The sequence below is a fragment of the Isoptericola sp. Y581 genome (genome assembly GCF_059445475.1).
In genome coordinates, this window is sequence record NZ_JCAIUK010000010.1 from 1 (window position 1) to 19,709 (window position 19,709).

Below are 19,709 nucleotides of genomic sequence, written 5' to 3' on the forward strand. Positions count from 1 at the left end.
TGGTACTGCCCTCGAGAGGGGGTGGGAGAGTAGGACGCCGCCGGACATCTATTCACGAGAGGCCCACCCCTTACCCGGGGTGGGCCTTTCGCGTACCCCGATACATTTCGCGTACCCCGATACAGGAGCGGCCCCGCAGCACGGCACGTGGCGGGCGACGCTTCGCCGTCGCGGCACCGGCCGATAGGCTCACCGGGTGACCGGAGCTGCCTTCCTTCCTCCCGCGGGCCCCACGTCGTCGTGGCGCGCTGACCACTTCTTGTCCCTCCTGGACTTCGCCCAGCCGTCCGTCGGCGCCGGCGGCGCGGCGGGTTGGCTCGACGATGCGGGCGCGGTGGACGCCACCCAGCCCACGCACACGTGGATCACCTCCCGCATGACGCACACGTTCGGCCTGGGGCACCTGCTGGGCGTCGAGGGCGCCGGGGATGTCGCGGAGCGGGGCGTGGCGGGTCTGGATCGCGTGCTCGCCGATGCCGAGCACGGCGGTTGGGTGGCCTCTCGCGGCCCCGGAGCCGACGAAGTCGACGGGACTAAGCAGGCGTACGGCCACGCGTTCGTCGTCCTCGCGGGAGCGACGGGAACCTTGGCCGGGATCACCGGAGCCGAGCCGCTGCTCGAGCGCGCGCTGTCCGTGCTGGACGGGGAGTTCTGGGAGGCGGAGCACCAGCTGCACCTCGACGAGCGCTCGCGCGACTGGGCGGTCGTGGACCCGTACCGGGGCGTGAACGCCAACATGCACTCGGTCGAGGCGCTGCTGGCCGCCCATGACGCCACCGGGGAGCGTCGGTGGCTCGACCGGGCGGCGACGATCGCCGACCGTGTCATCGGATGGGCGTCGTCGAACGACTGGCGCATCCCCGAGCACTTCGACTCGTCCTGGCAGCCCCAGCTCGAGTACAACGCCGACCGGCCGCACGACCCGTTCAAGCCCTACGGCGCGACGCCGGGGCACGGGCTCGAGTGGTCCCGACTGCTGCTGCAGGTCGACGTCGCGGCCGGCGCTGAGGGCACGCGCACGCACGCGGCGCGGAGCCTGTTCGAGCGCGCCGTGACCGACGGCTGGGACCCGTCGGGCGGCGGCTTCGTCTACACGACCGACTGGACGGGGCGGCCGGTCGAGCCGCGCCGCTTCCACTGGGTGGCCGCCGAGGCCGCCGCGGCGGCCGACGTGCTGCACCGAACCACCGGCGACGACCGCTTCTCCGGCCTCGCCGACGAGTGGTGGGCCTGGATCGACGCCCACCTGGTGGACCACGGCCAGGGCTCCTGGTTCCACGAGCTCGGCAGCGACAACCTGCCGTCGGGGCGCACCTGGGTCGGCAAGCCGGACATTTACCACGCAGCGCAGGCGGTCATCCTTCCGGAGCTCCCGCTCACCGGCTCGTTCGCGGCCTCGGCCCGGGCGGTCGGCCGGCTGCTCGAAGGGGCGCGGCTCGCTGCCCCGACGGAGAGCGCCGGGCGATGAGGATCTCCGCCAAGGCGGACTACGCGGTGCGGGCGGCGGCCGAGCTCGCGGCCTCCGTCGACGACGGTCCGGTGCCCGCCGAGGCGCTAGCCCGGGCGCAGCAGGTGCCGCACCGCTTCCTCGAGGCGATCCTCGGCGATCTGCGTCGCGAGGGGATCGTCGCGAGCCGTCGGGGGGCCGGCGGAGGGTATGTTCTCGCACGCCCGGCAGATCACGTCACCGTCGCCGACGTGGTGCGGGCCGTGGACGGGCCGCTCGTCTTCGTGCGCGACGCGCGCCCCTCCGATCTCGAGTACTCGGGGGCGGCGGCCGCGTTGCTGCACGTCTGGGTGGCGCTCCGGGTCAACGTACGGGCCGTCCTCGAGCAGGTGACGCTGGCGGACCTGGCGGCCGGAAGCCTGCCCGACGTCGTGCGGGAGCTCACGGACGGCGAGTCCGCCTGGCTCAACCCCTGACGTCGACCCACCGCAACATGAAGGCCTGACGATCCGGGCGCCTCCAGCGTGTCTCACGGTACGGACAAATCAGCGAGACCCGTTGAATCCGATCGGACCGATCGGGTAAGTTCGCATAGGTCGCGGTGGACCGGCTGCCGTGCCGACGGAGGGAACACCCGTGCGGACTCTCGTGCTCCTTGCACTCGTAGGCCTCGGCGCGCAGCTCGTAGACGGCAGCCTGGGCATGGCCTACGGCGTGACCTCGACGACCCTGTTGCTCGCGATCGGCACCAACCCCGCGGCCGCCTCGGCGACGGTGCACCTCGCCGAGGTCGGCACGACGCTCGCATCGGGCGCGTCGCACTGGCGCTTCGGCAACGTCGACTGGAAGGTCGTGGTCAAGATCGGCATCCCCGGCGCGATCGGGGCATTCGCCGGCGCGACGTTCCTCTCGTGGCTCTCGACCGAGATCGCGGGGCCGCTCATGTCCATCCTGCTGCTCGGCCTCGGTGTCTACGTGCTGCTGCGCTTCACGCTGCGCGGCCTGCGCACCGACCGCCTCGGGCAGCCGCTGCGCAAGCGGTTCCTCACTCCGCTCGGGCTCGTGGCCGGCTTCATGGACGCCACGGGTGGCGGCGGCTGGGGCCCGGTCGGGACGCCCGCGATCCTCGCGAGCGGCCGGATGGAGCCGCGCAAGGTCATCGGCTCGATCGACACCAGCGAGTTCTTCGTGGCGGTCGCCGCCAGCCTCGGCTTCCTGTTCGGCCTCGGTGTCGCCGGCATCAACCCCTCGTGGGCGCTGGCGCTGCTGATCGGCGGCCTGATCGCGGCCCCCATCGCCGCCTGGCTCGTGCGGCTGGTCCCGCCGCGGGTCCTGGGTTCCGCCGTCGGCGGCATCATCGTCCTCACCAACGCGCGCACCCTGATGAACCTGGACTCGTTCCCGGTGGACGGCGCCGTGCGCGGCGTCGTGCTCGGCCTCATCGCCGTCGGCTGGGCCGGGGCGATCGTGTACTCGTTCCGCGAGCACCGTAAGGCCGTCGCCGAGGAGACGGCTGCCGCGCCCGTCGATCCCGCGGTCGCGACGCCCGCCGTCTGAACCAGGTCTGAAGCACAGGGAGGCGCACCCGCCGGTACGACACCCGCGGCCCCGCGCGGTCACCCGACCCCCTGGGCCGTGGGTGAGATCGTGGGCCGGTTCCTGGGGAAACCGGGCCACTTGCCCTCACCACCCCGGGCCGTCCGGTGGCGGTGCTGCCGTGTCCCGGTACGGTGGGGGAGCCAGGAGATCTGCGAGCCCGACCCTGAGCACGGATCGGGGGTGAGCCCATGTCGACGCACAGGACTCCGCACGACTCCCCGCGCCGTGAGCTGGTCGCGCTCGCGGAGCTGCTCGGGGCCGGGAGCCAGCTCCTCGTGGGCCAGTATCGGGTCGACGTCGCCACGGGGGCGTGGTGGTGGTCCGACGAGGTCTACCGGATCTTCGGCCGCGAGCCCGGGACGATCCCGCCGGGGCCCGAGGTGCTGCGCGCCCACCTGCACCCCGACGACCGGGAGCGGCTGTCGCGCACCGCGGTGGTCGCGCTCGGCACGGGCCGCCCGTTCGCGGGCGGGCACCGCATCGTGGACGACCACGGGCGTACGCACACCGTCGTCGTCACGGGGCAGGCGCGGCACGGCACGGACGGCGCGGCGTCACAGCTCGTGGGGTACGTGATCGAGGCGAGCCCCGTCGTTCGCGTCGCGCTCGACCGCGACGCGCACCGGGCCGTCTCGCGCGCGTTCGTCGCGGCGGCCGCCTCGGAGCGTGCCAAGGGCGCGATCATGGCCGTCTGCGGGGTGGACGAGTCGGTGGCCACCGAGGTGCTGGCGGACGCCGGCGCCCAGGTCGGCGCCTCCGCGCAGTCGGCCGGAGAACAGGTCATGAAGGAGCTCGCGCGACCCGTCGGCGTCGGTGTCGGCGACGGCGACGGCGACGCGGCGCTCACGGCGGCGGAGGTGGTCCGGTCCGCGCCGCCCGCGAAGGACGCCGCGGACCGGCTCAGCCGCGCGCTCGCCGCCGTGCACCTGGTGGACCGCCCGCACGGCCACGACGCGCAGCTCGCGAGGCGTCGCCCGCGGGCGAGCCGCTGAGCGGCTGCACCCGCGGAGGCGCCGTCGTCAGGCGCTGTGCACGAAGCGCCCGGCCGCGCGCACCGCGCCCTTGCGGGCCAGCCGCTTGGCGAGGACCGCGACGCCTCCCGAGACCGCCGCGAACGTCACCGCCTGGACGACCGAGATCTCGTCGTCGTCCACGTTGGTGGGTGCCGCGCTGCCGGTGGCCTTCTCCCAGACCACCCCGATGAGCTTCTGTGCGATCCATCCGGCGGCGATCGTCAGCACGACCGTGCCGACCTTCACCGCGATCGGCTGCTCGGTGTCTGCCACGTGGCCTCCTCGGTTCGTTCTCTCGTGCGTTCTCGGTGCGTGATCGTGGCGCGTGCAGGGGCGTCGTGGCACGTCAGGCACATCACACCCCGTCGACGCGGACGGCACCACGGTAGCGCGGCGCGGGTGTGTAGGCTCGTGGTGATACGACAGGGGAGCGCCACGGCGCTGAGAGTGCGGACCGCCGCAGACCCTCGAACCTGACCCGGTTAGCACCGGTGGAGGAAGTCGGGATTCTCGATCCCTGCGGGCATCCGCGCCACGACGACGCCCAGCGCCCGCAGGACCCCCTTCTCGACCGTTGAGGAGGAACCATGACCCACAGCGCGCAGCGTCCGCTCCCGGCGGGCCGCGAGCGGACGAGGACACGCACGACGGCGGGCCTCGCCGTGGTCGCGCTGCTGCCACTGCTCGCCGCCTGCGGGGCAGGCGGGGACGGCGGTGGCGCGGCGAGCGGTGGGGACGACAGCACGGTGACGCTCGTGACCCACGACTCGTTCGCCGTCTCCGACGACGTCCTGGCCACGTTCGAGAAGGAGTCCGGCCTCACTGTCGAGCAGGTCGCGCCTGGTGACGCCGGCACCCTGGTCAACCAGCTGGTGCTCACCAAGGACGCGCCGCTGGGCGACGTCGTCTTCGGGGTGGACAACTCGTTCGCGTCGCGCGCGGTGGAGGCGGGCGTCTTCGAGCCATACCAGCCCGCTGACCTCGACCCGCAGGTCGCGGCGTACGCGCCGGACGACCTGGCCGGCACGCTCACGCCGATCGACGTGGGCGACGTGTGCCTCAACCTCGACGACGGCTGGTTCGCCGAGCACGACGTCACCCCGCCGGAGACGCTCGAGGACCTCACGAAGCCCGAGTACGCGGACCTGACCGTGGTGACGAACCCCGCCACCTCGTCGCCCGGGCTGGCGTTCCTGCTCGCCACGATCGGCGCGTTCGGCACCGACGGCTGGCAGGGCTACTGGGCCGACCTGCGTGACAACGGCGTCAAGGTGGCCGAGAGCTGGGAGGACGCGTACTACGTGGACTTCTCCGGCGCGGGCGAGGGCGGGCAGCGGCCGATCGCGCTGTCGTACGCGACGTCGCCGGCGTTCACCGTGTCCGAGGACGGGAAGTCCTCGACCACCAGCGCCATGCTCGACACCTGCTTCCGGCAGGTCGAGTACGCGGGCGTGCTCGCGGGGGCCGAGAACCCGGAGGGCGCGCAGCAGCTGGTCGACTTCCTCACCACGAGCGAGTTCCAGGCCGACGTGCCAGGCCAGATGTACATGTACCCGGCCGACCCGGGCGTCGAGCTGCCCGCCGAGTGGCAGAAGTTCGCGCCTCTGGCCGACGAACCGTTCGAGGTGGCGCCCGCCGACGTCGCCGAGCACCGCGACGAGTGGATCGAGCAGTGGACGGCCACGGTCGTCGGCTGACGCGGCCGCCCGCCCCGGCAACGCGTCCCGTCGCGCGCCCTTCGTCCCGGGCGTCGCTTCCGCGCGCCCACCGGTGGCGCGCGTGGCTCGGCTGGGGCGCCGCGGTCGCGCTCCCGATGGGCTTCCTCGCGGTCTTCTTCGCCTGGCCGGTGGTCTCGCTCGTCCTGCAGGGATTCTTTACGGACACCGCGGCGGGCCGGGTGCTGGACCTGTCCGGCTTCGCGGACGTGCTGTCGCAGGAGCGCACGTGGCGCATCGTCGGCCAGACGCTCGCCCAGGCGGTCGCGGGGGCGGTGCTGTCGCTGCTGCTCGGCCTGCCCGGCGCGTACGTGCTGTACAGGTGCCGGTTCCCCGGGCGCACGCTGGTGCGCGGCCTGGTGACCGTGCCGTTCGTGCTGCCGAGCGTGGTGGTGGGCGTCGCGTTCCGCGCGCTCTTCGCGCCCGGCGGGCTGCTCGGCTGGGCCGGGCTCGAGGAGAGCTTCGCCGGCATCGTGCTGGCGCTCGTCTTCTTCAACTACGCGGTGGTGGTGCGCACCGTGGGCGGTATGTGGGAGCGGCTGGACCCGCGCGCCGAGCAGGCCGCCCGCGCGCTCGGCGCCACGCCGTGGCGGGCGTTCCGCACCGTGACCCTCCCCGCCCTCGGGCCGGCGATCGCGTCGGCCGCCGCAGTGGTGTTCCTGTTCTGCGCGACGGCGTTCGGCGTCGTCCTCGTGCTCGGCGGCCTGCGCTACGGCACCATCGAGACGGAGATCTGGACCCGGACCACCCAGTTCCTCGACCTGCGCTCGGCCGCCGTGCTGTCCGTCCTCCAGCTCGTGGTGGTGGCCGGGGCCCTGCTGGTCAGCTCGCGCGCGCGGTCCCGGCGCGAGCGCGCGCTGCACCTGACGAGCGACCGGGTGTCCGCCCACCGGCTGCGCCTGCGCGCGGGCGCGGACCTCGCCCCCGCCGTCGCGACCGTCGTCGTGGTCGCCGGGCTGCTGGTGCTGCCCGTGGCGGGGCTCGTCGCCCGCTCCCTGCGGACGGCCGACGGCTCCTGGGGGCTCGACAACTACCTGGCGCTCGGCACCACGGGGGGCCGCAACGCCCTGACAGTCACCGTGTGGGAGGCGCTCGGCAACTCCCTGCGGACGGCGGCGTGGGCGGCTGTGATCGCCGTCGTCGTGGGCGGGCTCGTGGCCCTGGTCGTCTCCCGCCGCCCTCGCCGCGCGGGGCTGCGGCGGGCCATCGGCGTCCTCGACGCGGCGTTCATGCTGCCGCTGGGCGTGTCCGCGGTGACGGTGGGGTTCGGCTTCCTGATCACGCTGGACCGGCCGCTCGGGCTCGACGTCGACCTGCGCACGTCGGGCGCCCTCGTGCCGATCGCGCAGGCCGTGGTGGCGATCCCCCTCGTGGTGCGCACGATGCTGCCGGTGCTGCGCGCGATCGACCCGCGGCTGCGCGAGGCCGCCGCCGCCCTGGGCGCGACGCCGGGGCGCGTGCTGCGCACCGTGGACGGGCCGCTCGGGGCACGGTCGCTGGGGCTCGCGATCGGCTTCGCCTTCGCCGTGTCCCTGGGCGAGTTCGGCGCGACGTCGTTCCTCGCCCGCCCCGACACGGCGACGCTGCCGGTGGTGATCTTCCGGCTGATCGGGAGGCCCGGGGCCGAGAACTACGGGATGGCGCTCGCGGCGTCCGTGGTGCTCGCCGTGCTCACCGCGACCGTCATGATGGTGGCCGAGCGCCTGCGGGGCGACCGGCCGGGAGGGGAGTTCTGATGGGGCACGCGAACGAGGCGACCCCGGGGGCGCCGGGCGGGCTGGCCGTGCGCGACGCCGAGGTGCGGTACGGCGCGACGCGCCGACGCGCGGGGGCCGTCGCCGTGGACCGGGTGTCGCTCGACGTGGCGGCGGGGGAGATCGTCGCCCTGCTGGGGCCGAGCGGCTGCGGCAAGTCGTCGCTGCTGCGCGCGGTCGCCGGGCTGGAGCCGCTCGCTGGCGGCAGCGTCGCGTTCGACGGCGAGGACCTCGCCGGCGTGCCCGTGCACCGCCGCGGCTTCGGCCTGCTCTTCCAGGACGGCCAGCTGTTCCCGCACCGCGACGTGGCCCGCAACGTGGCCTACGGGCTCGAGACGCAGGGCGTGCCGCGGGCCGAGCGGTCGGCGCGCGTCGCCGAGCTGCTCGCCGACGTGGGTCTGGCGGGCTACGAGCGCCGGTCCGTCGCGACGCTGTCGGGTGGCGAGCAGCAGCGGGTGGCACTGGCCCGCGCGCTCGCCCCGCGGCCGCGGCTGCTGCTGCTCGACGAGCCGCTGTCCGCCCTGGACCGCCGGCTGCGCGAGCGGCTCGCCGTCGACGTCCGGGACACGCTGCGCGCCACCGGCACCACCGCCGTCTTCGTCACGCACGACCACGACGAGGCGTTCACCGTGGCCGACCGGGTCGCGGTGATGGACGCCGGCCGGTTGCTGCAGCTGGACGCCCCCGACGTGCTGCTGCGCGCCCCGGCGTCCGCCCGGGTGGCGGAGTTCCTCGGCCTCGCGCCGGGGGCCGAGGACCTCGTGCCGCGGGTCGAGGCCTGAGGGCAGAGGGCAGAGGGCAGAGGTCTGAGGGACTAGGCGCCGGCGTCGTGCACGAGCAGCGCCACCTGCGTGCGGTTCTCCAGCCCCAGCTTCACCAGCACGCTCGACACGTGGGCCTTGACGGTGGGGACGCTGAGGTAGAGGCGCGCGGCGATGTCCGCGTTCGACGCGCCGCGGCCGAGCTCGACGGCGACGTCCCGCTCCCGCCCGGTGAGGGTCGCCAGCGCCGCGCGGGCCCGCTCGCGCGTCCCGCCCGACCCGGCCACGGCGTCCATCAGCCGCCGCGCCACGTCCGGCGCCAGCACGGGCTCGCCCGCGGCCGCCGCGCGGACCGCGGCGGCGATCCGGGCGGGTGGCATGTCCTTGAGCAGGTAGCCGGCTGCGCCGGCACGCAGCGCTCCGCCGACCTCCTCGGCGGTGTCGAACGTGGTCAGCACGACCACGGCCGGCGGCGAGGGGCGGGCGCGCACCCGCCGCGTAGCGGCGATGCCGTCGACGCCGGGCATGCGCAGGTCCATCAGGACGACGTCGGCCGGGTGGGCGTCGAGGACGGCGGGGACGTCCGCGCCGTCGGCGGCCTCGGCCACCACGCGCACCCCGTCCGCGCCGTCGAGCATGAGGCGCAGGCCCGCCCGGACGAGGGCGTCGTCGTCCACGAGCACGAGCCGGACCGTGCCGGCGGGGTCAAGGTTCGCGTCCGTGCCGGCGCCGGTGCTGTCAGGGGTGGTCACGGGCCCCACGGTAGCCACGCCTCCACCGCGAAGCCGCCCGACGCCTCCGGCCCGGCGGCGAGCGTGCCGCCCAGGAGCGTGGCCCGCTCGCGCAGGCCGACGAGGCCGGTCCCCGTGCCCGCCCCCGTCGTCGGGCCGCCGCGGGTGGCCCCGTCGTCGGCCACGCGCACGCGCACCTCGCCGCGCATCTCGTCATGGCGCGTCGTCGCGACCGTCACGCGCACGCCCGCCCCCGGCGCGTACCGACGGGCGTTGGTGAGCCCCTCCTGCACCACGCGGAAGACCGCGGTCGCCACGCCGGCGGGCGGTGCGGCGTCCGGCCGGAGGTCACCCGTGCGCTCGAACCGCACGTCGCCCCCGGCGGCGCGGGCGTCGTCGACCAGCCGGCGCACGTCGTCCAGGCCGGGCACCGGGCCGAGGTCGTCGGGGCCGGCGCGCAGCAGGCGGATCACCTGGCGCAGGTCCTCGAGGGCGTCGCTGACGCCCGAGCGGACCCGCCCGGCCGCCGCCGCGACCTGCGCCGGGTCCGCGTCCGGCCGGTACTCCAGGGCCCCCGCCGTGGCTGCCAGCAGGGAGAGCCGGTGCGCCAGCGTGTCGTGCATCTCGCGGGCGATGCGGGTGCGCTCGGCGGTGCGCGCCTCGGTCAGGCGCCGCTCCTGATCGGCCTCCGCCCGGCGGGCCCGGTCGCGCAGCGACCACACCACCAGCGCGCGCTCCCGGCCGTAGGCGCCCCAGCCGAGCAGCGCCGCGTGCACCGCGACGTCGCACAGCAGCCACCAGCCGATGGGCAGGCTCACCGGCCGCCACAGCGCCTGCACGGCGTGCCCGAGGACGCCCGCCGCCGCGACGGGGATCGCCGTCCGCACCGGGTACCAGCGCGCGACCTGCAGCGTCCCCACCGTCGCGGCCGGGGTGGCCGCCCCGGAGGCCGCCGCGAGGATCGCGAGCGCGACGGCGGCGACGACGCTGCGCCGTGTGAACAGCAGCGGCACGATCGCGACCGCGGCCACCGCCACGGCGATGTCGACGGCCGCGGGCACCTTCGGCACCGCCGCCAGGATCGCGCCGGGCCCGGGGACCGAGGTCACGACGGCGGCCGTCGATGCCGCCGTGAGCATGGCGATCAGCGCCCATGCGATCACGAGGAGGCTGCGCGGGGCGGGTGGCGGGCCGTCGCTGGGGGGCGGGCACGGGTCGCTCGTCGCCCAGCCGCCAGGAGTCGGGCGGGGCCGCGCCGCGGTCGGGGTGGTGCCGGAGGTGGTCATGACCGGGACGCTACGGCGGCGTGTGTGCCCGCGACACCGACCAAGGTCGGGGGTGGGGGCGCCGCAGGGTGTGCCGGTTGCCGACCGCGGGAGGGCGCGGTGTATGCCCGGTGCGCGGGAGTCTCGTCGTGTCGGCAGGGAGCCGGCAGAGGAGGGGACGAGACCATGGGCGCGACGGAGACACCGAGGACTCATCGGAACACGCGGAGCACCACGCCGTCGGGCACGAGGACGCCGCGCAGGCGGTGGAACCGCCCGACGAAGGTCGTGGTGGCCGCGATGCTCACGGGCTCGTTCGTGTACCTCGTCGGGATGCTGCTGGGCGTCGACCCGCAGGTGCGGGCCGGGTCGGGCACCCTCGAGGTCGTCATCTCGCTCGTCGTGGCCGCGAGCATGACGACGGCACTGGCAGGCTGGGGGGTCCGGGCGCTCCTGTTCCGCACGCGGAGCGGCGGGCGACGGGCCTGGCTGATGCTGTGCGCCGTCGTCCTGCTGGTGTCGCTGCTCGGCCCGCTGGGCGCCGCCAACGGCGGCGCCATGGTGCTGCTGATGCTGGAGCACCTCACGGTGGGCGCGGTGATTGCCCTCGGTCTCAGCGGGGCGGGCGCCGCAGGGGCTCGAACACCTGCCGCGCCGCGTGCATGAGCAGCAGCAGGGGCCCGCGACGCAGCTCGAACCGGGGCCGGTCCACCAGCCCGCGCTCGGCGCGACGGTGCAGCATGGCGAGCTCGGTGGCCGCCTGCTGGTAGTCGCGCAGGGCGCGGGCGGGGCCCGGGCCGCCCGCGGCGCGGACCTGCTCGCGCGCCCGCCGGCGCGCCGGCAGCGAGGACAGCATCACGACGTCCGACGGGGTCACGACCCCGGCCGCCGCGTACGGGGGCAGGTAGCGGCCGATCAGCGCCACGATGCGGGCCCGGTCCGCGCGGACGACGGTGAGCAGCCCGACCAGGACGGCGAGGCCCAGGACGTAGACGGCGATCGTCGGGCCGACGCCGGCCGACGCGGCGCCGTTCCACAGCGCGTGGTAGGTCACGGCGCCCAGCAGCCCGAGCAGCACCGGCCAGACGCGCGACCAGCCGCGCGGCGCGAGCGCCGCCATCGCGATCCCGATGCCCGTGAGCGAGGTGCACAACGGGTGCACCAGCGGCGACGCGAGGCCGCGGGCCACGAACGTCAGCGCCAGCCCCTCCGGGCCGGCGACCGTGTAGTAGTGGATGTTCTCCACCGTCGCGAAGCCGAGGCCCACCATCGAGCCGTAGATGATGCCGTCGGTCGGCCCGTTGAGCTCGTGCCGGCGGAACCAGAGCATCCCCACGAGGACGAGGGCCTTGAGCGTCTCCTCGACGACGGGTGCGGTGAGCACCGCCGTCGCGACGAACCCCTCCTCCTGGCCGAGCAGCGGCGTCCACAGCATCGTGAGCCCCGCGGTGTTGATGGCCATCGCCACCAGCACGGACACGCCGGCGCCCCAGAGGAAGGCCAGGACCAGCGCGTCGGGGGGCTCGGGCTCGAGCCGGTCCAGGGAGAGCACGCCGGCGAGCAGCAGGGGCAGCGGCAGCAGGGCGAGCAGCAGGCCCTCGACGAACGTCGGTCCCTCCGCCGCGGTCATGACGAGCGCGGCGATGAGGCACAGCGACGACACGGCGATGGTGACGAGGGCGCCCACCGGCGGGCGACCGGGCGGCCGCCCGGCGAGGATGGCCTTCGGGTCGAGGGCTGCCATGGCCACCGATCCTAGGACCCCCTACCGGAAGGACCTCTCATGGCCTCGGTCGTCTCCACCCTGTTCATCTCGCTCGACGGCGTGGCCGAGATCGACCCCGCCTGGCACTTCCCGTACTTCGACGACCACATGTCGGGCGCCGTCGACGACGACTACCGCGACACCGACCTCCTCCTGATCGGGCGCGTCACCTACGACAGCTTCGCCGGCGCCTGGCCGGAGCGGGAGCTGGCCGGCGAGGAGGACGCGGCGTTCGCCAAGCGCCTCGGCGACATGCGCAAGGTCGTCGCGACCCGCCAGGACCACGACCTCGGCTGGCGCGGGGTCGAGCGCCTCGACGGCGACCTCGTGGCCGCCGTCGAGGCGCTGAAGGCGGAGCCCGGCGTGGAGAAGATCCTGGTCCCCGGCTCGCTGTCGATCGTCCGCCAGCTCCTCGCGGCCGGCCTCCTCGACGAGCTGCGCCTGCTGGTGCACCCCGTCGCGGCCCGGCACGGCGAGCGGCTCTTCGACGAGGGCGAGCCGATCTACCCGCTGACCCTGCTCGCCTCGGAGGCGTTCCCGACCGGCGTCGTGCGGCTGATCTACGCGCCGGGCGAGCTGCCCAACCAGGCCGAGTACGACGACGTCAAGGGCCAGGTGCCCAGCGCTGGTTGAGCTTGTCGAAACCCGGGTCTCGACAGGCTCGACCGACGGTAAGGATCAGGCGCGGTGGTCGCGGTAGTACCGGATGAGCGCGGCGGTGGACTGGTCCTGGGCGGCCAGGGCGGCGTCGTCGCCGGCAACGGCGGGCGCGACCTCGAGGGCGAGCTTCTTGCCGAGCTCCACCCCCCACTGGTCGAAGCTGTCGATGCCCCAGACCACGCCCTGGACGAACGTGATGTGCTCGTAGAGCGCGACGAGCTGGCCCAGGACGGACGGCGTGAGCGCGGGCGCGATGATCGACGTCGTGGGCCGGTTCCCGGGGAAGGTGCGCGCCGGGACGATCTCCTCGGGCGTGCCCTCGGCGCGCACCTCGTCCGCCGTCTTGCCGAAGGCCAGCGCCTTGGTCTGGGCGAAGAAGTTCGCCAGGAACAGCTCGTGCACGTCGGCGCCCGGGGACACGGCCTTGCCGTCGCCCTCGGCGTCGGCGAGCGGGTAGGCGGGGTTCGCGACGGCGATGAAGTCGGCCGGGATGAGCCGCGTGCCCTGGTGGATGAGCTGGTAGAACGCGTGCTGGCCGTTGGTGCCGGGCTCGCCCCAGAAGACCTCGCCCGTCTGTGTGGTCACGGGCGAGCCGTCCCAGCGCACCGACTTGCCGTTCGACTCCATCGTGAGCTGCTGCAGGTAGGCGGGGAAGCGGTGCAGCTGCTGGGCGTACGGCAGCACGGCGTGCGTGTGGGCGCCGAGGAAGTTGACGTACCAGACGTTGAGCAGGCCCATGAGGGCGGGCACGTTGCGCTCGAGCGGGGTGGTGCGGAAGTGCTCGTCGACGGCGCGGAACCCGGCCAGCAGCTCGCGGAAGACGTCGGGGCCGAAGGCGATCGCCAGCGACGTCCCGATCGCGGAGTCCACGGAGTAGCGGCCACCCACCCAGTCCCAGAACCCGAAGGCGTTGGTGGGGTCGATGCCGAAGTCGGCGACCTTGTCGAGGGCCGTCGAGACGGCGACGAAGTGTGCGCGCACGGCGGCCTGCTTCGCGTCGGTGTCGTCCTCGATCGCCCCCGCGTCGATGAGGCGCTCCCAGAGCCAGGCCCGCGCGAGCCGGGCGTTGGTGAGGGTCTCGAGCGTGCCGAACGTCTTGGACGCCACGATGAAGAGGGTGGTCTCGGGGTCGAGGTCCGCCGTCTTCTGCGCGATGTCGGTGGGGTCGATGTTGGAGACGAAGCGCACCTCGAGGTCCGCGCGGCCGTAGGGCTTCAGCGCCTCGTAGACCATGACCGGCCCGAGGTCGGAGCCGCCGATGCCGATGTTCACCACCGTGCGCACGGGCTTGCCGGTGACGCCCGTCCACGCGCCCGAGCGGACCTCGTCGGCGAAGGCGGCGACCTTGTCGAGCTCCCCCTGGACGTCGGCGTCGACGTCCTGCCCGTCCACGACCAGCGGCGGCTGCGTGCCGGGCGGCCGGCGCAGGGCCGTGTGCAGCACGGCGCGGTCCTCGGTGACGTTGATGTGGTCGCCGGTGAACATCGCCTCGATGCGCTCGGGCAGGCGCACCTCGTGCGCGAGGCGGACCAGCAGGTCCAGCGTCTCGTCGGTCGCGAGGTTCTTCGAGAGGTCCACGTGCAGGTCGCCGGCGACGTGGGTCATCCGCTCGGCGCGCTCCGGGTCGGCAGCGAACCACCCGCGCAGGTCGCCCCGGAACTCCTGGTAGTGGCCGTACAGGTCGCCCCAGGAGGCCGTGGTGGTGGGATCGACGGGGGAGGAGGTCATGGGCCCCACGGTACTGACCTCCTCGGGACCCGGCCACGCTGGTTCGAGAGGACGGCCGAACAGGCGGTTGACACCGTTATCGGGGCCACGAGCGGCGGATTACGGTGTCAACCGCCTGTTCGGCAGGGAAGGGGGCGGTCAGGCAGGCTGCCAGCGGTTGCCCCAGCGCCGGGTGAGGGTGCCCCCGAACGTGTCCGCCAGCGGGTCGACCCCGTCCTGGACGGCGTCGGCGACCTGGTGCGCGACGTCGTCGTCGTCCGCGGTGAAGCGCACCGTGATGCGTGCGCGTCCGCGCACCACGCCGACGTCGTACGCCTCGACGGTGGCGAGCGCACGGGCCGCGTCGGCGGCCGCGGGCAGCACATCGGCCGGGCCGACGCCCGGCTGGAGCAGACCGATGGCGAGGCTCACGCGGTAGGAGGGCACCCGGAGATCCTGCCACCGACGCCCGCCGAGCCCCGACGCCGCCACCACCGAGTAGTCACCACCGAGTAGTTACCACCGAGTGGTCACCACCGCGCCGTCACAGGCTGCACCGATCGCGCACACGCGTGCCCCCGTAGACTCGCCGCCGTGACTGCCGCCCCCTCGACGGAACCCGTCCCCGAGCCCGTCAGCCCTGCTCACCGGGCCGTCGCCCTCGAGATCGCCGTGCAGGACGTCGCCGGTGCGCGCGTCGCCGCGGAGGGCGGCGCCGACCGCCTCGAGCTGTGCGCGGCCCTCGCGGGCACGGGCGGGCTCACGCCGTCGACGGGCATGGTCGCCGCCGTGGCGGACGCGTTGCGGGGCACGGGCGTCGGCGTGCACGTCCTCGTGCGCCCCCGCGCCGGTGGGTTCGTCTGCACGCCCGACGAGGTGGACGTGCAGGTGCGCGACGTCCGTGCCGTGCTGGACGCCGGCGCGACGGGCGTCGTGGTCGGCGCGCTGACCGAGGCCGGCGACGTCGACGCGTCGACCCTCGCGGCGCTCGTCGTCGCGGCCGGCGGTGCGGACGTGACCTTCCACCGGGCCATCGACCAGGTGAGCCGCCCCGTCGAGGTGCTGGAGACCCTGGCAGCCGCCGGTGTGCGGCGCGTGCTCACCTCCGGCGGCGCGCCCCGGGCGTGGGAGGCACTGGACGTCCTCGCCGCGCTCGCGGAGCGCGGCCGGTCGCTCGGCGTCGAGATCATGGCCGGCGGCGGCGTGCGGGTGCAGGACGTGCCCGCCCTCGTCGCGGCCGGCGTCGACGCCGTCCACCTCTCCGCACGACGCACCGTGGTCGCCGACGGCGGCCCGGGGGGCGGCGGCACCGGCGGGTACGACGTCACCGACCCCGACGTGGTCGCCGCGACCCGTGCCGCGCTCGACGCCGGGACCGCCCTGTGAACGGCGTCGTGAGCGCCGTGGCCGCGGCGACCACCGACCCGACCCAGGGGTACGACGGCTTCATCGGCTGGGTGCTCGGCCTGATGGTCACGCTCGGCGAGGTCGGCGTGGGCGCGGCCGTGCTCATCGAGACGTTCGTTCCGCCGATCCCGTCGGAGGCCGTGCTGCCCGGTGCGGGCTTCCTCGCGTACGCCGGGCACATGAACGCCTGGCTCGCGATCCTCGCGGCCACCGTCGGCGCCGTCGTCGGGGCGTGGATCTGGTGGCTCCTCGGCCTGCTGCTCGGCCGGGACCGCACGCGCGCGATCGTCGACGCGATCCCGCTCATGGACGGCTCGGACTTCGACAAGGCGGAGGCCTTCTTCGCGAAGTGGGGCCGCGTCGCCGTGCTGCTCGGCCGCTGCGTGCCGCTGGTGCGCAGCTTCATCTCCATCCCCGCGGGCATCGAGCGCATGCCGTTCTGGTCGTTCACCCTCTACACCGCCATCGGGTCCGGGGTGTGGAACGGCATCTGGGTGGGCCTCGGCTACGCGTTCGGCCCCGCCATCGAGCCCGTGCTGGAGCAGTGGAGCGGCATCATCTCCAACGGCGTGCTCGTGGTCATCGGGCTGCTGGTGCTGTGGTTCGTCCTGGTGCGGCTGCGCAGCCGGTACCTCGCGCGCCGCGCCCCCCGGGAGCCCGAGCGCAGGCACGGTCGCCAGCGCTGACTCGCAGGCCTACGCTCCCGGCATGTGGACCCGTGGCGGGTGGCCGGGCGGCGTGGCCCTGGCGTCGTTGGTGCTGCTCGTCGGCTGCGAGCTGGCCGACGACGACGCCCTCGACGACCAGGCTGTGGGGTTCGACACGCCCCAGGTCCAGGCCCTCGACGAACCGAGCTACGACCGTATTTCCGTGACGAGCCCGCGCTGCTCTTCGGTGAGCTGCGAACGCTCGCCAACGGCTGCCACGTCGTGGAGATCGACGGCGTCGAGCACGTGGTCTTCTGGCCGGACGGCACGGAGGCTGTCGCGTCCGGTGACTCGAGCAGGAGTTCCACGATCACGCTCCCCGGCGGGGCGTCGCTCCAGGCCGGCGGCCGGGGCGGAGACCGCTTCACCGCCACAGGCACGGTGGCGGACTCGAACGGAGCGATCGCCGTCGACCCCGAGCATCCGGACGGCGACTTCGCCGGCAGCTACCTCGGGTTCTGCGGCGTCGACGCGCCGCCGGTGATGTTCCAGGACGCCGCAACCTTCGTCGTCGACTGAACTACCTCGCCGAGGCTCGGACTACCTCGCGGAGATCCGAACTACCTCGCGGAGATCCGAACTACCTCGCGGGATTCGGGACTACTTCGGCGGGGGTGCGGTCGAGGCGCGGACGACGAGCGACGTCGGGAGCCGGAGGTGGCGCTCGCGGGCGGTGCCGTCGAGGAGGTCGAGCACCATCCGCAGGGCCTCGGCGCCCATGCGGTGCATGGGCTGCGCGACGGTGGTCAGCGGGGGAGTGCTGCTCCACGACTCGGGGATGTTGTCGAAGCCGACCACGGAGAGGTCCTCGGGCACCCGCAGCCCGAGCTCCTGCGCCACCTCGAGGACGTGGATGGCGGACAGGTCGTTGGCGGCGAAGACCGCGGTGGGCCGGTCGGAACGGGTCGGGTCGAGCAGGGAGCGCACCGGGGCGTCCGCGAGGTCGGGCCGGTAGCCGCCGACCTTGATCAGCAGCGGGTCGACGGGGATCCCCGCGCCGGCGAGCGCCTGGCGGTAGCCCAGCTCGCGCAGGCGCGCGGACTCGAGGTCGGCGCGCCCGCCGAGGTGGGCGATACGCCGGTGCCCGAGGTCGATGAGGTGCTCCACGGCCTCGCGGGCGCCCGTGGTGTTGTCGGAGTCGACGGTGGGGGTGCCCTCGGGGCCGGTGTGCGGGTCGACGGCGACGACGGGGACCGGCGAGTCGGCGGACATCACCATCGTGGGCGTCACGACGATCGCCGCGTCGACGAGCGTGCCGGCGAGCCGGGAGAGCGATCGCCGCTCCCACCCGGTCTGCGCGCCGCCGTCGGTGCGCCCGGCGTAGGCGAGCAGCTCGTACCCGGTGCCGTCGACCGCCGCCGAGATGCCCTTGAGCAGCTCCGTGGAGTACGGCTCGAACTCGGCGACGAGCACCCCGATGACGTTGGTGCTGGTGCGGCGCAGGCTGCGGGCCACGAGCGACGACTCGTACCCGAGCTCCTCCACCACGGCGAGCACGTGCTTCGACGTGCTCGGGGAGACGCCGTACCGGCTGTTCACGACCTTGGACACGGTGGCCACGGAGACGCCGGCGACGCGTGCCACGTCGGAGATGGTCACGCGCCCGACGACGGGGGTGGGGGCGCCCGCGGCGGGCGGGTCGGCGGCGGTGCTCACGAGTCGACAGTATGCGGCATGCCCGCGCCGGTCACCCCGCCGCGTCCCCGTCGTCGAGCCCGGGCAGGTGAGATGTCGAAATCGTTATCGACAACGATTGACGAAGCGCCGCCCGGCCTGCCAGTCTCGTGCTCAGGCACTCACCCACCTCGCGGCAGCGTCGCTGCCGTGCCCGTCGACGAAGACAAGGGATCGATGATGACGAGGACGAGGATCATGCGCGGCGCCACCGCGGTCGCGATCGGGACCACCGTGGCGCTCCTGGGCGCAGCCTGCGCCGGCCAAGGCACGGGCAACCAGAGCGACGACGACACCGCCAGCGCCGACGGCGGCACCATCACCTGGTGGCACAACTCCAACACCGGCGACGGCAAGGAGTACTACGACAAGGTCGCCGCAGACTTCGAGGCGGCGCACGAGGGCGTGACCGTCGAGGTCAGCGCCATGCAGCACGAGGACATGCTCACCAAGCTCGACGCCGCCTTCCAGGCCGGCGACTCGCCCGACGTGTTCATGGAGCGGGGCGGCGGCGAGCTCGCCGACCACGTGGAGGCCGGGCTGCTCAAGGACATCTCGGAGCCCGCCGCGGACACGATCGGCACCCTCGAGCCGTACATGCCCGGGTTCCAGGTGGACGGCGCCTCGTACGCGCTGCCCTTCTCGATCGGCGTCGTCGGCTTCTGGTACAACAAGTCGCTCTTCGAGAAGGCGGGGATCACGCAGACCCCCACCACGATGGCCGACCTGTACGACACCTTCGACAAGCTCGAGGCGGCCGACATCACGCCGGTCTCCGTGGGCGCCGGCGACAAGTGGCCCGCCGCGCACTACTGGTACTACAACGTGATCCGGCAGTGCTCCGCGGACACGCTCGACTCCGCCATCGCGGACGTGGACTACTCCGACCCGTGCTTCGTCAAGGCGGGCGAGACGCTCGACGAGCTGCTCGCCACCGAGCCCTTCAACAAGGGCTTCCTCACCACCGCGTCGCAGACGGGCCCGACGTCGGCGTCCGGCCTGCTCGCCAGCGGCAAGGTCGCGATGGAGCTCGCCGGCCACTGGGAGCCCGGCGTCATGCAGGGCCTCACCGAGGACGGCACGGGCCTGGGCGACGACACGGGCTGGTTCCCGTACCCGTCGATCCCCGGCCAGCAGGGCACCGAGTTCGCCCAGATGGGCGGCGGCGACGCGTGGGCGGTGTCGAACGACTCGCCCGACGTAGCGGTCGAGTTCGCGCAGTACCTGCTGAGCGACGACGTGCAGCAGGGCTTCGCCGAGCTGGACATGGGCCTGCCGACCAACCCGACGGCGTCCGCGTCCGTCTCCGACGCCGCGCTGGCCGAGCTGCTCAGGGTGCGGGACTCCGCGCCGGAGATCCAGCTCTACCTCGACACGCTGCTCGGGACCTCCGTGGGTGGCGCGATGAACGACGCGATCGCGCTGCAGTTCGCCGGCAAGGCGACGCCGCAGGACGTGGTCGACGCGGTGCAGTCCGCCGCGGAAGCGGACCAGTGACCGACCG

The 19,709-nt window shown here is 74.1% G+C and carries 20 protein-coding genes and 1 riboswitch; of the genes, 13 read left to right on the forward strand and 7 right to left on the reverse strand.

All coding sequences use genetic code 11. The features are described 5' to 3' along the window. Positions 1 to 196 precede the first annotated feature (196 nt). The 4 genes from AC1C2W_RS17785 (at position 197) to AC1C2W_RS17800 (ending at position 4,038) form a co-directional block, all read left to right on the forward strand. Positions 197 to 1,468: an AGE family epimerase/isomerase gene (locus tag AC1C2W_RS17785; protein WP_495413865.1), complete on the forward strand. Its 1,272-nt coding sequence runs from the start codon at positions 197 to 199 to the stop codon at positions 1,466 to 1,468. Beyond that, positions 1,465 to 1,923: an RrF2 family transcriptional regulator gene (locus AC1C2W_RS17790; protein WP_495413866.1), complete on the forward strand. Its 459-nt coding sequence runs from the start codon at positions 1,465 to 1,467 to the stop codon at positions 1,921 to 1,923. Before AC1C2W_RS17785 ends, AC1C2W_RS17790 begins: the two co-directional genes overlap by 4 nt. Before the next feature lie 160 nt (positions 1,924 to 2,083). Beyond that, positions 2,084 to 3,004 carry a sulfite exporter TauE/SafE family protein gene (locus tag AC1C2W_RS17795; RefSeq protein ID WP_495413867.1) on the forward strand — a complete coding sequence of 307 codons (921 nt, stop codon included), beginning with the start codon at positions 2,084 to 2,086 and terminating at the stop codon, positions 3,002 to 3,004. 230 nt (positions 3,005 to 3,234) lie between these two features. Next, on the forward strand, positions 3,235 to 4,038 hold the full coding sequence (locus tag AC1C2W_RS17800; protein ID WP_495413868.1) for a PAS domain-containing protein: 804 nt from the start codon (positions 3,235 to 3,237) through the stop codon (positions 4,036 to 4,038). Between the two features lie 27 nt (positions 4,039 to 4,065). On the opposite strand, the gene AC1C2W_RS17805 is transcribed toward AC1C2W_RS17800, so the two are convergent. Further along, positions 4,066 to 4,332, reverse strand: coding sequence for a DUF4235 domain-containing protein (locus tag AC1C2W_RS17805; protein WP_495413869.1), 267 nt, complete (start codon positions 4,330 to 4,332; stop codon positions 4,066 to 4,068). 141 nt (positions 4,333 to 4,473) lie between these two features. Continuing rightward, a riboswitch (TPP riboswitch) is annotated at positions 4,474 to 4,576 on the forward strand. A gap of 70 nt (positions 4,577 to 4,646) precedes the next feature. On the opposite strand from AC1C2W_RS17805, the gene AC1C2W_RS17810 reads away from it, so the two are divergent. The 3 genes from AC1C2W_RS17810 to AC1C2W_RS17820 all read left to right on the forward strand — a co-directional run bounded on the left by AC1C2W_RS17810 (position 4,647) and on the right by AC1C2W_RS17820 (position 8,310). Beyond that, positions 4,647 to 5,756: a thiamine ABC transporter substrate-binding protein gene (locus AC1C2W_RS17810; protein WP_495413870.1), complete on the forward strand. Its 1,110-nt coding sequence runs from the start codon at positions 4,647 to 4,649 to the stop codon at positions 5,754 to 5,756. 116 nt (positions 5,757 to 5,872) lie between these two features. After that, positions 5,873 to 7,510 (forward strand): ABC transporter permease, encoded by a 1,638-nt coding sequence (locus AC1C2W_RS17815; protein WP_495413871.1) that lies wholly within the window; start codon positions 5,873 to 5,875, stop codon positions 7,508 to 7,510. Further along, positions 7,510 to 8,310, forward strand: a complete 801-nt coding sequence (locus AC1C2W_RS17820; protein WP_495413872.1) for an ABC transporter ATP-binding protein — start codon at positions 7,510 to 7,512, stop codon at positions 8,308 to 8,310. The genes AC1C2W_RS17815 and AC1C2W_RS17820 overlap by 1 nt, the downstream gene beginning before the upstream one ends. Positions 8,311 to 8,342: 32 nt before the next feature. Here AC1C2W_RS17820 and AC1C2W_RS17825 read toward each other — a convergent pair whose 3' ends face one another. Further along, the gene (locus AC1C2W_RS17825) at positions 8,343 to 9,041 is read right to left on the reverse strand and encodes a response regulator transcription factor (protein ID WP_495391092.1); all 699 of its coding nucleotides are present in this window, start codon (positions 9,039 to 9,041) and stop codon (positions 8,343 to 8,345) included. Next, positions 9,038 to 10,306 carry a sensor histidine kinase gene (locus tag AC1C2W_RS17830; protein ID WP_495391091.1) on the reverse strand — a complete coding sequence of 423 codons (1,269 nt, stop codon included), beginning with the start codon at positions 10,304 to 10,306 and terminating at the stop codon, positions 9,038 to 9,040. Before AC1C2W_RS17830 ends, AC1C2W_RS17825 begins: the two co-directional genes overlap by 4 nt. Before the next feature lie 279 nt (positions 10,307 to 10,585). On the opposite strand from AC1C2W_RS17830, the gene AC1C2W_RS17835 reads away from it, so the two are divergent. Further along, positions 10,586 to 10,951 (forward strand): DUF6069 family protein, encoded by a 366-nt coding sequence (locus tag AC1C2W_RS17835; RefSeq protein ID WP_495413873.1) that lies wholly within the window; start codon positions 10,586 to 10,588, stop codon positions 10,949 to 10,951. Here the strand turns inward: AC1C2W_RS17835 and AC1C2W_RS17840 are convergent. Then, positions 10,899 to 12,029: a PrsW family intramembrane metalloprotease gene (locus AC1C2W_RS17840; protein WP_495391090.1), complete on the reverse strand. Its 1,131-nt coding sequence runs from the start codon at positions 12,027 to 12,029 to the stop codon at positions 10,899 to 10,901. The genes AC1C2W_RS17835 and AC1C2W_RS17840 overlap by 53 nt on opposite strands. Positions 12,030 to 12,068: 39 nt before the next feature. On the opposite strand from AC1C2W_RS17840, the gene AC1C2W_RS17845 reads away from it, so the two are divergent. After that, on the forward strand, positions 12,069 to 12,683 hold the full coding sequence (locus AC1C2W_RS17845) for a dihydrofolate reductase family protein (RefSeq protein ID WP_495391089.1): 615 nt from the start codon (positions 12,069 to 12,071) through the stop codon (positions 12,681 to 12,683). Between the two features lie 45 nt (positions 12,684 to 12,728). Here the strand turns inward: AC1C2W_RS17845 and pgi are convergent, their stop codons facing one another. Continuing rightward, positions 12,729 to 14,438: a glucose-6-phosphate isomerase gene (gene pgi, locus AC1C2W_RS17850; RefSeq protein WP_495413874.1), complete on the reverse strand. Its 1,710-nt coding sequence runs from the start codon at positions 14,436 to 14,438 to the stop codon at positions 12,729 to 12,731. 138 nt (positions 14,439 to 14,576) lie between these two features. After that, positions 14,577 to 14,864 (reverse strand): hypothetical protein, encoded by a 288-nt coding sequence (locus tag AC1C2W_RS17855; RefSeq protein ID WP_495391087.1) that lies wholly within the window; start codon positions 14,862 to 14,864, stop codon positions 14,577 to 14,579. A gap of 147 nt (positions 14,865 to 15,011) precedes the next feature. Between AC1C2W_RS17855 and AC1C2W_RS17860 the strand changes: the two genes are divergently transcribed. From AC1C2W_RS17860 to AC1C2W_RS17870, 3 genes are all read left to right on the forward strand, one after another. After that, the gene (locus tag AC1C2W_RS17860; RefSeq protein WP_495413875.1) at positions 15,012 to 15,803 is read left to right on the forward strand and encodes a copper homeostasis protein CutC; all 792 of its coding nucleotides are present in this window, start codon (positions 15,012 to 15,014) and stop codon (positions 15,801 to 15,803) included. An 8-nt stretch (positions 15,804 to 15,811) separates the two neighbouring features. Then, on the forward strand, positions 15,812 to 16,510 hold the full coding sequence (locus tag AC1C2W_RS17865; protein WP_495391085.1) for a DedA family protein: 699 nt from the start codon (positions 15,812 to 15,814) through the stop codon (positions 16,508 to 16,510). A 243-nt stretch (positions 16,511 to 16,753) separates the two neighbouring features. After that, complete coding sequence (locus AC1C2W_RS17870; protein ID WP_495413876.1) at positions 16,754 to 17,050, forward strand: hypothetical protein; 297 nt, start codon at positions 16,754 to 16,756, stop codon at positions 17,048 to 17,050. 81 nt (positions 17,051 to 17,131) lie between these two features. Here the strand turns inward: AC1C2W_RS17870 and AC1C2W_RS17875 are convergent, their stop codons facing one another. Continuing rightward, positions 17,132 to 18,187 (reverse strand): LacI family DNA-binding transcriptional regulator, encoded by a 1,056-nt coding sequence (locus tag AC1C2W_RS17875; protein WP_495413877.1) that lies wholly within the window; start codon positions 18,185 to 18,187, stop codon positions 17,132 to 17,134. Positions 18,188 to 18,385: 198 nt separating this feature from the next. Between AC1C2W_RS17875 and AC1C2W_RS17880 the strand changes: the two genes are divergently transcribed. After that, entirely contained in the window at positions 18,386 to 19,702 is a 1,317-nt protein-coding gene (locus tag AC1C2W_RS17880; RefSeq protein WP_495413931.1) for an ABC transporter substrate-binding protein, read from the forward strand. The last annotated feature ends 7 nt before the right edge of the window (positions 19,703 to 19,709 follow it).